At 56.1% G+C, this 13,574-nt stretch carries 7 protein-coding genes, 2 tRNA genes and 3 rRNA genes; 7 read left to right on the top strand and 5 right to left on the bottom strand.

What is annotated here, in order from left to right:
- Positions 1–38: 38 nt before the first annotated feature.
- From AC4ANE_RS23585 to rrf, 5 genes are all read left to right on the top strand, one after another.
- Positions 39–1,577 (top strand): 16S ribosomal RNA (locus tag AC4ANE_RS23585).
- Positions 1,578–1,700: 123 nt separating this feature from the next.
- Positions 1,701–1,777, top strand: a tRNA-Ile gene (locus tag AC4ANE_RS23580).
- 30 nt (positions 1,778–1,807) lie between these two features.
- Positions 1,808–1,883, top strand: a tRNA-Ala gene (locus AC4ANE_RS23575).
- Between the two features lie 239 nt (positions 1,884–2,122).
- Positions 2,123–5,015, top strand: a 23S ribosomal RNA gene (locus AC4ANE_RS23570).
- Positions 5,016–5,175: 160 nt separating this feature from the next.
- Positions 5,176–5,291, top strand: a 5S ribosomal RNA gene (gene rrf / locus AC4ANE_RS23565).
- The 16S, 23S and 5S rRNA genes sit together here with 2 tRNA genes alongside, the layout of an rRNA operon.
- 95 nt (positions 5,292–5,386) lie before the next feature.
- On the opposite strand, the gene AC4ANE_RS23560 is transcribed toward rrf, so the two are convergent.
- The 4 genes from AC4ANE_RS23560 to mksB form a co-directional block, all read right to left on the bottom strand.
- Complete coding sequence (locus AC4ANE_RS23560) at positions 5,387–6,631, bottom strand: right-handed parallel beta-helix repeat-containing protein (RefSeq protein WP_460408550.1); 1,245 nt, start codon at positions 6,629–6,631, stop codon at positions 5,387–5,389.
- 173 nt (positions 6,632–6,804) lie between these two features.
- Positions 6,805–9,624: an Mks condensin complex protein MksF gene (mksF, locus tag AC4ANE_RS23555; RefSeq protein ID WP_002552080.1), complete on the bottom strand. Its 2,820-nt coding sequence runs from the start codon at positions 9,622–9,624 to the stop codon at positions 6,805–6,807.
- A complete protein-coding gene (gene mksE / locus AC4ANE_RS23550; RefSeq protein WP_002552081.1) occupies positions 9,621–10,328 on the bottom strand; it encodes an Mks condensin complex protein MksE in 708 nt (235 codons plus the stop codon). The genes mksF and mksE overlap by 4 nt, the downstream gene beginning before the upstream one ends.
- Complete coding sequence (mksB, locus tag AC4ANE_RS23545) at positions 10,318–11,595, bottom strand: Mks condensin complex protein MksB (RefSeq protein WP_002552082.1); 1,278 nt, start codon at positions 11,593–11,595, stop codon at positions 10,318–10,320. Before mksB ends, mksE begins: the two co-directional genes overlap by 11 nt.
- Positions 11,596–11,739: 144 nt before the next feature.
- On the opposite strand from mksB, the gene AC4ANE_RS23540 reads away from it, so the two are divergent.
- Both AC4ANE_RS23540 and rimI read left to right on the top strand, forming a co-directional pair.
- A complete protein-coding gene (locus tag AC4ANE_RS23540) occupies positions 11,740–12,543 on the top strand; it encodes a hypothetical protein (RefSeq protein ID WP_002552083.1) in 804 nt (267 codons plus the stop codon).
- A complete protein-coding gene (rimI, locus tag AC4ANE_RS23535; RefSeq protein ID WP_002552084.1) occupies positions 12,536–12,988 on the top strand; it encodes a ribosomal protein S18-alanine N-acetyltransferase in 453 nt (150 codons plus the stop codon). Before AC4ANE_RS23540 ends, rimI begins: the two co-directional genes overlap by 8 nt.
- A 9-nt stretch (positions 12,989–12,997) precedes the next feature.
- Here rimI and AC4ANE_RS23530 read toward each other — a convergent pair whose 3' ends face one another.
- Positions 12,998–13,405, bottom strand: coding sequence for a hypothetical protein (locus tag AC4ANE_RS23530; RefSeq protein ID WP_002552085.1), 408 nt, complete (start codon positions 13,403–13,405; stop codon positions 12,998–13,000).
- Positions 13,406–13,574: the final 169 nt, after the last annotated feature.

Genomic DNA, 13,574 nt, shown 5'->3' with positions numbered 1-13,574 from the left:
CCAAGTTTAGGGTTTTCTCAAAACCCAGTTAGATGTTTGAACTGAAGAGTTTGATCATGGCTCAGATTGAACGCTGGCGGCAGGCCTAACACATGCAAGTCGAGCGGCAGCACGGGTACTTGTACCTGGTGGCGAGCGGCGGACGGGTGAGTAATGCCTAGGAATCTGCCTGGTAGTGGGGGATAACGCTCGGAAACGGACGCTAATACCGCATACGCCCTACGGGAGAAAGCAGGGGACCTTCGGGCCTTGCGCTATCAGATGAGCCTAGGTCGGATTAGCTAGTTGGTGAGGTAATGGCTCACCAAGGCGACGATCCGTAACTGGTCTGAGAGGATGATCAGTCACACTGGAACTGAGACACGGTCCAGACTCCTACGGGAGGCAGCAGTGGGGAATATTGGACAATGGGCGAAAGCCTGATCCAGCCATGCCGCGTGTGTGAAGAAGGTCTTCGGATTGTAAAGCACTTTAAGTTGGGAGGAAGGGCAGTTACCTAATACGTGATTGTTTTGACGTTACCGACAGAATAAGCACCGGCTAACTCTGTGCCAGCAGCCGCGGTAATACAGAGGGTGCAAGCGTTAATCGGAATTACTGGGCGTAAAGCGCGCGTAGGTGGTTTGTTAAGTTGGATGTGAAATCCCCGGGCTCAACCTGGGAACTGCATCCAAAACTGGCAAGCTAGAGTATGGTAGAGGGTGGTGGAATTTCCTGTGTAGCGGTGAAATGCGTAGATATAGGAAGGAACACCAGTGGCGAAGGCGACCACCTGGACTGATACTGACACTGAGGTGCGAAAGCGTGGGGAGCAAACAGGATTAGATACCCTGGTAGTCCACGCCGTAAACGATGTCAACTAGCCGTTGGGAGCCTTGAGCTCTTAGTGGCGCAGCTAACGCATTAAGTTGACCGCCTGGGGAGTACGGCCGCAAGGTTAAAACTCAAATGAATTGACGGGGGCCCGCACAAGCGGTGGAGCATGTGGTTTAATTCGAAGCAACGCGAAGAACCTTACCAGGCCTTGACATCCAATGAACTTTCCAGAGATGGATTGGTGCCTTCGGGAGCATTGAGACAGGTGCTGCATGGCTGTCGTCAGCTCGTGTCGTGAGATGTTGGGTTAAGTCCCGTAACGAGCGCAACCCTTGTCCTTAGTTACCAGCACGTAATGGTGGGCACTCTAAGGAGACTGCCGGTGACAAACCGGAGGAAGGTGGGGATGACGTCAAGTCATCATGGCCCTTACGGCCTGGGCTACACACGTGCTACAATGGTCGGTACAGAGGGTTGCCAAGCCGCGAGGTGGAGCTAATCTCACAAAACCGATCGTAGTCCGGATCGCAGTCTGCAACTCGACTGCGTGAAGTCGGAATCGCTAGTAATCGCGAATCAGAATGTCGCGGTGAATACGTTCCCGGGCCTTGTACACACCGCCCGTCACACCATGGGAGTGGGTTGCACCAGAAGTAGCTAGTCTAACCTTCGGGGGGACGGTTACCACGGTGTGATTCATGACTGGGGTGAAGTCGTAACAAGGTAGCCGTAGGGGAACCTGCGGCTGGATCACCTCCTTAATCGACGACTCAGCTGCGCCATAAGCACCCACACGAATTGCTTGATTCATTGAAGAAGACGATTAGAAGCAGCTTTAAGCTCCAAGCTGATAGCTCAACGCTAGCGGCTACAAGCTCGAAATTGGGTCTGTAGCTCAGTTGGTTAGAGCGCACCCCTGATAAGGGTGAGGTCGGCAGTTCGAATCTGCCCAGACCCACCAATTTTGTGTGGGAAACGCCTGTAGAAATACGGGGCCATAGCTCAGCTGGGAGAGCGCCTGCCTTGCACGCAGGAGGTCAGCGGTTCGATCCCGCTTGGCTCCACCACTTACTGCTTCTGTTTGAAAGCTTAGAAATGAGCATTCCATTGATCCTGACGATCAGTGCATGAATGTTGATTTCTAGTCTTTGATTAGATCGTTCTTTAAAAATTTGGGTATGTGATAGAAAGAAATAGACCGGGCACCTCTTTCACTGGTGTGTGTCCGGGCTAAGGTAAAGTTTGTGAATGCAAACTTTCGGCGAATGTCGTCTTCACAGTATAACCAGATTGCTTGGGGTTATATGGTCAAGTGAAGAAGCGCATACGGTGGATGCCTTGGCAGTCAGAGGCGATGAAAGACGTGGTAGCCTGCGAAAAGCTTCGGGGAGTCGGCAAACAGACTGTGATCCGGAGATGTCTGAATGGGGGAACCCAGCCATCATAAGATGGTTATCTTGTACTGAATACATAGGTGCAAGAAGCGAACCAGGGGAACTGAAACATCTAAGTACCCTGAGGAAAAGAAATCAACCGAGATTCCCTTAGTAGTGGCGAGCGAACGGGGACCAGCCCTTAAGTTGTATTGAGATTAGCGGAACGTTCTGGAAAGGACGGCCATAGTGGGTGATAGCCCTGTACGCGAAAATCCCTTTGCAATGAAATCGAGTAGGACGGGGCACGAGAAACCTTGTCTGAATATGGGGGGACCATCCTCCAAGGCTAAATACTACTGACTGACCGATAGTGAACCAGTACCGTGAGGGAAAGGCGAAAAGAACCGCGGAGAGCGGAGTGAAATAGATCCTGAAACCGTATGCGTACAAGCAGTGGGAGCCCACTTTGTTGGGTGACTGCGTACCTTTTGTATAATGGGTCAGCGACTTATTTTCAGTGGCGAGCTTAACCGAATAGGGGAGGCGTAGCGAAAGCGAGTCTTAATAGGGCGTCTAGTCGCTGGGAATAGACCCGAAACCGGGCGATCTATCCATGGGCAGGTTGAAGGTTGGGTAACACTAACTGGAGGACCGAACCGACTACCGTTGAAAAGTTAGCGGATGACCTGTGGATCGGAGTGAAAGGCTAATCAAGCTCGGAGATAGCTGGTTCTCCTCGAAAGCTATTTAGGTAGCGCCTCATGTATCACTGTAGGGGGTAGAGCACTGTTTCGGCTAGGGGGTCATCCCGACTTACCAAACCGATGCAAACTCCGAATACCTACAAGTGCCGAGCATGGGAGACACACGGCGGGTGCTAACGTCCGTCGTGAAAAGGGAAACAACCCAGACCGTCAGCTAAGGTCCCAAAGTCATGGTTAAGTGGGAAACGATGTGGGAAGGCTTAGACAGCTAGGAGGTTGGCTTAGAAGCAGCCACCCTTTAAAGAAAGCGTAATAGCTCACTAGTCGAGTCGGCCTGCGCGGAAGATGTAACGGGGCTCAAACCATGCACCGAAGCTACGGGTATCATCTTTTGATGATGCGGTAGAGGAGCGTTCTGTAAGCCTGTGAAGGTGAGTTGAGAAGCTTGCTGGAGGTATCAGAAGTGCGAATGCTGACATGAGTAACGACAATGGGTGTGAAAAACACCCACGCCGAAAGACCAAGGTTTCCTGCGCAACGTTAATCGACGCAGGGTTAGTCGGTCCCTAAGGCGAGGCTGAAAAGCGTAGTCGATGGAAAACAGGTTAATATTCCTGTACTTCTGGTTATTGCGATGGAGGGACGGAGAAGGCTAGGCCAGCCTGGCGTTGGTTGTCCAGGTTTAAGGTGGTAGGCTGAGATCTTAGGTAAATCCGGGATCTCAAGGCCGAGAGCTGATGACGAGTGTTCTTTAGAACACGAAGTGGTTGATGCCATGCTTCCAAGAAAAGCTTCTAAGCTTCAGGTAACCAGGAACCGTACCCCAAACCGACACAGGTGGTTGGGTAGAGAATACCAAGGCGCTTGAGAGAACTCGGGTGAAGGAACTAGGCAAAATGGCACCGTAACTTCGGGAGAAGGTGCGCCGGTGAGGGTGAAGCATTTACTGCGTAAGCCCACGCCGGTCGAAGATACCAGGCCGCTGCGACTGTTTATTAAAAACACAGCACTCTGCAAACACGAAAGTGGACGTATAGGGTGTGACGCCTGCCCGGTGCCGGAAGGTTAATTGATGGGGTTAGCGCAAGCGAAGCTCTTGATCGAAGCCCCGGTAAACGGCGGCCGTAACTATAACGGTCCTAAGGTAGCGAAATTCCTTGTCGGGTAAGTTCCGACCTGCACGAATGGCGTAACGATGGCGGCGCTGTCTCCACCCGAGACTCAGTGAAATTGAAATCGCTGTGAAGATGCAGTGTATCCGCGGCTAGACGGAAAGACCCCGTGAACCTTTACTATAGCTTTGCACTGGACTTTGAATTTGCTTGTGTAGGATAGGTGGGAGGCTTTGAAGCGTGGACGCCAGTCTGCGTGGAGCCAACCTTGAAATACCACCCTGGCAACTTTGAGGTTCTAACTCAGGTCCGTTATCCGGATCGAGGACAGTGTATGGTGGGTAGTTTGACTGGGGCGGTCTCCTCCTAAAGAGTAACGGAGGAGTACGAAGGTGCGCTCAGACCGGTCGGAAATCGGTCGTAGAGTATAAAGGCAAAAGCGCGCTTGACTGCGAGACAGACACGTCGAGCAGGTACGAAAGTAGGTCTTAGTGATCCGGTGGTTCTGTATGGAAGGGCCATCGCTCAACGGATAAAAGGTACTCCGGGGATAACAGGCTGATACCGCCCAAGAGTTCATATCGACGGCGGTGTTTGGCACCTCGATGTCGGCTCATCACATCCTGGGGCTGAAGCCGGTCCCAAGGGTATGGCTGTTCGCCATTTAAAGTGGTACGCGAGCTGGGTTTAGAACGTCGTGAGACAGTTCGGTCCCTATCTGCCGTGGACGTTTGAGATTTGAGAGGGGCTGCTCCTAGTACGAGAGGACCGGAGTGGACGAACCTCTGGTGTTCCGGTTGTCACGCCAGTGGCATTGCCGGGTAGCTATGTTCGGAAAAGATAACCGCTGAAAGCATCTAAGCGGGAAACTTGCCTCAAGATGAGATCTCACTGGAACCTTGAGTTCCCTAAAGGGCCGTCGAAGACTACGACGTTGATAGGTTGGGTGTGTAAGCGCTGTGAGGCGTTGAGCTAACCAATACTAATTGCCCGTGAGGCTTGACCATATAACACCCAAGCAATTTGAGTGGACTTCCTGACAGGAGCATCAGATTGCGGTGACTGTGAAGATGACATGAACCGAAGGTTTGCGTCACAACCGCACCGAGCTATCACATACCCGATTTGCTGAAGCGCGCCGCATGGCACGATTCGGTACCCGAATTTCTTGACGACCATAGAACATTGGAACCACCTGATCCCATCCCGAACTCAGCAGTGAAACGATGTATCGCCGATGGTAGTGTGGGGTTTCCCCATGTGAGAGTAGGTCATCGTCAAGATTGAATTCCAGAAACCCTCATCGCTTATGCGTTGAGGGTTTTTGTTTGTCTGGGGTTCCACAAACCTCTGCATTGGAGCCAGGGATTCCCTCAGCTCAGTTGAACGCCCCCATGCCTGCCAATCTGCTACCGGGGCGCAGATGGAAGCTGCTCAGCACTGGCAGACTTCCATCCAACTGACGCGGCGCCCAACCAGTGTCCGAGACATCTTCAAAGTCAGCGTCGGTTACAGGCGTTGGCAATGCCCATGAGTTGTGGGCCATATCCAGTCCTTCGCTGTTTACGGTCAACCGTCCCTTGTAGGCAATATTGTTGAGCAGGTGGCCGAGAGGGATCAGCGAGCCGTCTGGCGCGATACCCGCCATGTTGTAGTTTGCGCCATTGGAAAAAGCCGTGTTGTTGATGAAGTCCAGTGCCAATGTATGGTGATTGGCGTAGAAACCGGCGGATTTGTTGTCGAAGGCAACTGAATTACGGACGATATGTTTCACACCATTGGGCACATACTTGCCACCGTATCCGCCCGCTTTGATGCCATTGCCGTTGCCCGCTTCGAGTTTGGTGTGCGTGCCAGGCAGGTAGCCTTGCTGCCATGTCCACGAGTTTTCGATGGTTACCGGCGAGAAGGCATTGATCAGGTCAAAGCCGTCGTCGGAATTGGCCCAGGCTCTGCAACCGCGAAATACGTTACCTGGATGCCCCGCCTTGATGTGTGCGCCGAAGCCGTCAGCGCTCTGACCTGCGCCGTTTGAGGTGTAAGGATCGTAGTTGTGGTGGGAGTCGGTATTGAGTACCAGGTTATAACCGCCGTTCTGAATGAACAGGCCTGGCCCCATGTTGTGATGCAAGTTGAGTTGCTCGAAAGTGTTGTGGCTGCCGCTGTTCCAGATACCCCAGGACTCGTGATTGAGATGGTTATCCGGCTGCTGCGGCACGCCCGTTACCTCCAGCCCCTTCAGGTGCAACCAGCTACCGGTAACGTTGAAGCCTTTGACGCGACAATCGTCTTTCATGGCCGAGAAATCAAACACCGGTGTTTCGCCCGGATAGGCCCAGTAACGTATAGGTTTGTTTTCGCTGCCGCTGTTGTTCAGGGTGATGGCATTGACGGTGTCTGTACGGGTAGCGCAGCTGTTGATGCCTGCTGTGTAGGTGTAGATTCCGCCGCGAAAATACACCGTGTCGCCGGCTTTTGCGGTTTGCTGCGCACGCATGATGGATTGCAATGGTGCGGCTTTTGTACCGGCAGCGTGATCATTGCCATTTGGGGCAACGTAATAGTCGGTTGCATGCGCTGTTGCAGCAACGGTCAGCAAGACCGTCAACAGTATGGTTTTCATGAGGTCACTCCAGGCCAGCGTCTCGTAATCGTATGCGTGTTTGCTGCACCCCATTGTGAATTCAATGAATAAAGAGTCTGTTTGTGCAAGGCCTGCACTATGGCCTCACTCAATTCGAAGACAATAAAAAAGGCCGCATTCTCATGCGGCCTTCTGACTACAGCTAACGACCCTTACGAAGCCAGCTCTGGAACCGCTGGTTTCACATCATCACGACGCTGAATGTATTTCCAGTCAGCCTCATCGATGTATATCCCGTTAGGCCCGCTGCCGCCTTCCAGGTCGATGGCAACGTGAGCCGAGACCTGTGGCTTCACACTTGCCAGAATCGGAACGAAGCCCAGTTGCAGGCTCGTTTCCAGCAGCGCAGCCTGGTTCTTCTCATCGATGTCTGCTGCTTCGTCCAGGTAATAAGGCAAGCGCACCCGACCAGCCTGATCCCGATCCATCAAGTGCAGCAACAGGTACATGTTGGTCAATGCCTTGATGGTCATCGTCGTGCCGTTGGACGCCGCGCCGTCGATATCGGTGTGGATAACCGGCTGACCATTGACCTTGGTGATCTCGAATGCAAGCTCGAACAAGTCCTTCAAGCCCAACTGGTTATGGTTGGCAGCCACAAGTCGCGCCAGATACTCCTTGGCCTCTTCGTTCTTGTTGTCCTGCTCGGCGCTCTGGCTCAGGTCGAAGACAGACAGCGTCTCGCCTTCTTCATATTGCCCGGCGCTGTGGATAATCTGGTCGATGTGCTTGAGTGCTTCCTTGTTCGGCGCGAGCACGATACGGAAGCTTGCCAGGTTAGAGACTTGACGCTTGTTGATCTCGCGGTTGAACAGCGCCAGTTGATGCTCAAGGCTATCGTAGTCGCTACGAATATTGCGCAGGGTGCGGGCGATGTCAGTAACCGCAGCGCGACGAGCCTTGCCCAGCGTAAGTGCCTCATCGGTACGGTGTGCGTAGGCATTGATCAGCAGTTGCAGGCGACGCTCCATGTCGTCCTCGCTGTCGAATTTGGCCACGCCCTTGAGGCGAACCTGGGCATACAGCGCTTCGATCTGCCCATCGCTGCGCAACAGACCTTGCCAGCTGTCCTGATAATCGTTGAGCAGTGGCAACAGGTTATCCATGGAATCATCAGTCGGGTCCATGAACGGCGTGCCGAACGGCAGATCCGCAGGCAACAACTGGCGGCGACGTAGCGCGTCGTCCAGCGTGCGTTGCTTGGATTCCATGTCACCAATCTGACGGGCGATCAGTTGCAGCTTGGCCGAGAGCTGCTGGACGCGTTCGGTGAATGCATCGCTGGAGCGTTTCAGTTCATCCTGAGCGGCTTCCATCTGCGCCAGCTCTTCCAGCTTGCCTGGCTCCTCCGCGCTCAAGGTCTGGCAGCGGCGGAAGTCTTCAAGTGCTTTTTGAGCATCCAGCACCTGTTGATACAGCGCCTCGGTGCGGGTCTTGCTCGCCGCGCGGTCGGCGGCCACAGCCTGCTGGGTTTTCAGTTGTTTGAGTTCTTTTTCCAGACGCCCTTTCTGATCGCGCAGCGCAGCACGATCGGCCAGCGCCTGCAGGGCAGGAGGCTCGATACTCGACAGGTTGATTGTCAGCCCCTGTACTGCAAACTGATCGCCCTTGAAGCCATCCAGAATGGTCTCCAGCGACTTGACCCACGCATCGCCATCATCCAGCGCAATACCTTGCTCACCCAACGGCAAGCTGAACAGTGCGCTGTTGAACAGACGCATCAGACGTTCTACGTCCGGCTGGGAGAACTCTTCACGCAGACGGGCGTAACTGTTGTTGTCCGCGTGGTCGAGCTGTTGCTTGACCGACTTGAGGCGTTTCTCCAGGTCGCGCAAACGCTCGTCCAGGTCTTCGGCGCTGAACTGCCGGGACTGGGCCAGCGCACCGGCCAGCTCATCGTGAGCATCCTTGGCTGCGAGCAGTTGCTGCTCCAGCACCTTGACGTCATCGACCAGCGCGAAACGATTCTTCAGCACCGACAGCTCGCCGACCCAGCGCTGGATACTGCTGATCTCGCGCTCCAGACGCATCAGTTCCTGAGTGCTGCTGCGCTGATCGTTCTGCATCTCATCCTGCTGAGCACGGTAATGCTCGGCCTGAGCGACCAGTTCTTCCTTGCGCGCGCCAGAGTAGTCCGACCAAGTGCCAAGCAGTGAATCAAGGATCGGCGACAGACGATGCAGTTTGCCGCGCAACAGATCACGCTGTTTGACCCCGGAAGCCAGTGCCTCGACCAGCGGGCCAGCCAGTACCAGCGAGTTGTAATCCTGTTCCATGCGCCGCACGTCGCGGAAAGCTTCTTCACAGGCGGCGATGTAGTCGACGCTGCCCGAACGCAGGCTGTGCTCGAACGCATCGAGAAACAGCTGCTTGAGTTTGGCTGCCGTGATTTCACGCATGTGCAGCAGGTTGATGAACAGCGCGCGGAAAGTCTTCAGGCTCTGCTCGCTGGTGGAGCGTAGCGGGATCAGGGTCAGGTCCAGCGGGATCGAGGTATGACCGCCGACCAGCAGGCGGCGCAACTCGTCCGGCTTGAGTTCGTAGGCTTTCAGGCCCTGGCTTTCCAGGTTGCTGAACAGCTCTTTCTGACGCAGGCAGGTGTCGTTCTTCTGGTAATGACCCAGGTCCAGCTCGCCGGCATAGGCAAAGAACTGGTGGCCGAAACCGCCACCCGGGCCGCGGCCTACCACGCCAATCACATGCGGGCCGTGGGGCAGGGAGACTTCCACCAGAATGTAACTGGTGTCGGTGGCAAAGTAGAAGCGCCGGGACTGCTCAAGGCTGTACTTGCCGAAGCTCATGTCCGACATGCGTGCCAGAATCGGGAATTGCAGAGCGTTGATCGAGGCGCTCTTGCCGAGGTTATTCGCGCCGTACACCGACAGCGGGTTTTCCAGCGGGAACAGGCCGAGGCTGTAACCGGCGGTGTTCAACAGGGCAAAGCGGCGGATGCCATAACGTTCCTGGCTCATGTGTCCATCTCCTGTCGTTGCTCATCGGCGATTGCCCGGGCAAGTGCCTCTTCCTCGGTTTCTTCACCGAATTCAGCCAGGTCCAGCGGGTCATCGGTTTCCAGCAGCTTCTCGTCGCTGTCGTCATCGATGAGCACAGGCGTTGGCAGTGGCAGGGCGCTATGCAGGCTGGCCGCCAGATCGCGGTCCTGTTGCACCGACAGGCATACATCGAGAAAACGGTGCATCGGCGGCAGGAAGCGGTAGATACCGACCTCTTCACTGGCAAAACCCAGTTGCGTCATGCGGCGCATGATCTTCTCTTCAAGCTCTTCCTGGGTCTGCACTTCCGCCTGAAGAAACAGGTCCCGGTACTTTTCCAGCATCGAAGGCAGTTCGTCACGGCCCAGACTGCCGCCATCCAGCACGGCCATCGGGTCGCGGCCCTGATCGGCCAGATGCTCGACGAGGATGAAGGTGAACAGCGCCAGACGCTGAGCGGTCTTGTTGACCTGCGCGGCAGCCAGTTCAGGCACGAAATAGTAGAAGCCACGGGTGTCGCAGATCAGTTCGTAGCCCAGTGCCTTGAACAGCGCGCGGTACTGGTCCTGGCAGTTGGAGAGTTGGGCATACAGCTCCGGGTCGCGGCGGCTGATGTGATAGCCCTTGAACAGCTCGCGAAAGATCGGCGCGAGCTGGGACATTTCGGATAGATCAAGATGCATGAACAGGGCTCTCGGAATGCTCTGGCTGCTCGTCTTTTGCGGCGAGCAGGGCAAAGGAGCGCAGGCTGACGCGGTGCTCCCGGGTGAAATATTCGCGACGCTCGAGGCGTTCACGGGCGAAGCGCTTGTCCCGCGACAACCGCGAGAACCAGTACAACAGCTCGTCGGTTTCGCCAGTCGGTTCCTGCTCCAGCAACCAGACCATCAGGTCAGGCATCGGCAGGGCGCTTTCGCAGCGTTCGAGCATTTCCTTGACCGTACGTGGCGCGCGGGGCGGTTCGCCCTTGCGTGTACCACTGGCCTTGGGGAATTTCGCAGGCTTGGGTTCAAAGCGCGCCAAGGCATAGACGTAAGCCTCGACCTGACTCGCGCTGCCCAGAAAGGTACTTTGCGGGCGGGTAAACAATGGCATGGCAGCCTGTGGCACTGCGTCCAGACCCTTGCGCCGAATCGCCGACAGGGCCAGCGCCGCGCCACGAGTCACCGCGTTGTGGCGACGTGCTTCCTCGCGCAGCGGCAACAGCAGCTCGCGTGCATGACGCAAGGTCAGCTGGGCGCTGGTCTGCATCTCCAGAATGCGCGCATGGGTGCGCAGCAGCATGTCGTCATCGACCAGATGACCGAGGCGTTGTTGCTCGGTCAGCAGGCGCAGCAGCACATTCTCGACCTTGCGCACACCCTGTTCGAAAGCGCCGTCGGCATTGACCAGTTGAATCATCGGCTCGACGTATTCATCCCAGGTGGCCAGAACTTCTGCATACCGCTGGCGCAAGGGGATCTGCCGGTCGCTGGTCTTGGCCCGGTCGGCGACCGCGACCAGTGCCTGTTCGTCGTTGGCGAGCTTCTTGAGAACGTCGCGCACGCGCATGTCCAGCAGCCGCAGCTGCCTGGCCAGATCATTGGCATCGCGAATATCGAACGCGTCCTGAATGTAACCGGCCAGGCGCTCCAGATGGCGCAGATAAGCCTCGATTTCCAGGCACAGGCCCAGCCGGTGCTCGCGGCGCAGGTAGGACAGGAAGTCATGGATCTGTGCGTTGAGCTCAAAGCGGTTCGGACTTTTCGCGACGGGCACCAGAATGTCCAGACGAATCCACACGTCCAGCAGGTTGGTGATGTCTTGCGGGGTGCTGTCCTGCTGCTGAGCGCCCAATTGCAGGCGCAGCTCGCTCAGGCTCAACGTACCCTGGTCGAAGTGTTCGCATAAGGGCTCGAGTAGCGCCCAGTGCTCGGCAAGGGCGCGCAGGACGCGCTTGGGTTCGATCATCGTTAGGCCGACTGTTGGCAAGTGAAAAGCGGCAATTGTACTGCATCAGTCGCCTGATATTTCACCTGCGGGCGATATGCTGCAGCGCAAAAAGGCGAACAACGCTAGAATTGCGCGCTTAACTTATCCACAGGTGGCTGACCCTTGCTCAACGAGTCCCGTCGCCGCGCTTATTTGACCGCCATGCAGGTGGTCAACTGGCTGCCGCGCACAGAACTGCCATTCGCCGCGCCCTCGCGTCCGGAGCTGCTTGCGCCGTTACCGCCGCCGGTCGAGGTGCAGAACATTGCGCCTGCTGCCGCGCCATCTGCGCACGCTGCGCCGGTCGAAGCTGCGAACGTGGTGCCGATCGCCCGGCAGCCCGAGCGCCCGAAGGTCGAGGTGCCGCGTCCGTCACTGGCCAGCACGCGCACAGTTGCCGCGGTCGAAGAGGTCGCGCCTGCGCAGCCAAAGGCTCCGGTTGTGCCGCCACCGCGTTTTGCCCTGCAATTGCTGCGTGCCGGCCGTTGCCTGCTGCTGGTAGAACTGACCACCGGCCAGCCGTTTCAGAGCCGCGATCCGTCCTACCTGCTGCTCAAGGACATGCTGCGCGCTGCCGGTCTGCCCGACAGCCCGCAGATTATCGGCGAACCGGTGCGCTGGCCGTTGCTGGTGCGCGGCCAGATGGATCAGGGCCCGGAAGCGGCGCGCGACTTCGTGCAAGGCTTTGTCGGTGCCCGGCTTGAGGACGAACCCTGTGCGTGCCTGTGGCTGATCGGTTTGCCTTCGATGAAGTTCGCCGGTGAAGCCGACGCCGAATCCTATAACCGCGAATTGCAGATCGAAGGTCTGGGCACTGCCTGGGCGTTGCCGGGTCTTGAATTAATGATGGACGAGCCTGAGCGCAAGGCCGATGTCTGGAAAGCCATGCGTCGGCTGATGACGCGCTGGAAATCGATCGATGAGTGATGCCGTAACCTTCCGCCCCATGACCGAAGCCGATATGGATGCGGTGCTGAAAATCGAATACGCAGCATTCAGCCATCCCTGGACACGCGGCATCTTTCTCGATGGCCTCAAGTCCTACGAGATCTGGCTGATGTTCGAAGGAGCGCAGCAGGTTGGACATGGTGTGATTCAGGTCATCATCGATGAAGCACATCTGCTCAACATCACCGTCAAACCTGAAAATCAGGGCCGTGGTCTTGGCTTGCTGCTGCTGGATCATCTGATGAAACGTGCTTATCAGCTAAACGCTCGGGAATGCTTTCTGGAGCTGCGTGACAGTAATCGTCCAGCCTATCGTCTGTATGAAAACTACGGTTTCAACGAGATAGGCCGGCGTCGCGATTACTACCCGGCAGTCGGCGGCCGCGAAGACGCTGTGGTCATGGCCTGTACGCTTTTCGAATAGTGCTGGCTGTCAGCGCTGGGTGTTGCCATCCAGCGGGTCAAGAATGGCCATCTCCTCTTCGTCGAGCCCGTTGCCACCACCGATGTCATCTTCATCGACTACCGTCAGGTCCAGGTCGGCAGGATCGTCTTCGCCCTGCTCGTTCGGTGAACGGGCACCGTCTTCGCGGATCAGGGTTTCCGGAGACAGATCGTCATCGGTCGAATGGTGATCGTCAGTCGAGGCACCGGTCAGGCCTGCCTCACGCACACGCTGATCCGGAATTTCATGTTGCAGTTCGTCTTCAGGGATAAGATCACCGATACGGGCAGGATCTTCTTCGTCGAAGTCGAGTGTTTCCATGGAGCCCATACGGTCTTCGTTATCGTCGATGGGGTCCGGTTCGGTAGCACCGAACGGACGGCGTGAATCGTTCATGGGAAATCCTCATTTCAGGTGGTCGTAAAAAATGGACCGGCCACGACTTTGAAGATTCCTTTTTGTTGACCGACGAGCTTCGGTGAATTTTGTCAGTAGTGGCAAATAGGCGTGACTTGAAGGATTCGACTCCAGTCCAAGGCTGGGCATCATTATCGAGGCGTCAAAG

Source organism: Pseudomonas sp. Pme6b, from assembly GCF_058129925.1.
This window is presented reverse-complemented; position numbering and strand designations above follow the sequence as displayed.

What these genes read in the sequence shown, in the direction of transcription:
- AC4ANE_RS23530 (WP_002552085.1), bottom strand. Translation starts at nt 13,405, where the DNA reads ATGAACGATTCACGCCGTCCGTTCGGTGCTACCGAACCGGACCCCATC.
- mksE (WP_002552081.1), bottom strand. Translation starts at nt 10,328, where the DNA reads ATGCATCTTGATCTATCCGAAATGTCCCAGCTCGCGCCGATCTTTCGC.
- mksF (WP_002552080.1), bottom strand. Translation starts at nt 9,624, where the DNA reads ATGAGCCAGGAACGTTATGGCATCCGCCGCTTTGCCCTGTTGAACACC.
- rimI (WP_002552084.1), top strand. Translation starts at nt 12,536, where the DNA reads ATGAGTGATGCCGTAACCTTCCGCCCCATGACCGAAGCCGATATGGAT.
- mksB (WP_002552082.1), bottom strand. Translation starts at nt 11,595, where the DNA reads ATGATCGAACCCAAGCGCGTCCTGCGCGCCCTTGCCGAGCACTGGGCG.
- AC4ANE_RS23560 (WP_460408550.1), bottom strand. Translation starts at nt 6,631, where the DNA reads ATGAAAACCATACTGTTGACGGTCTTGCTGACCGTTGCTGCAACAGCG.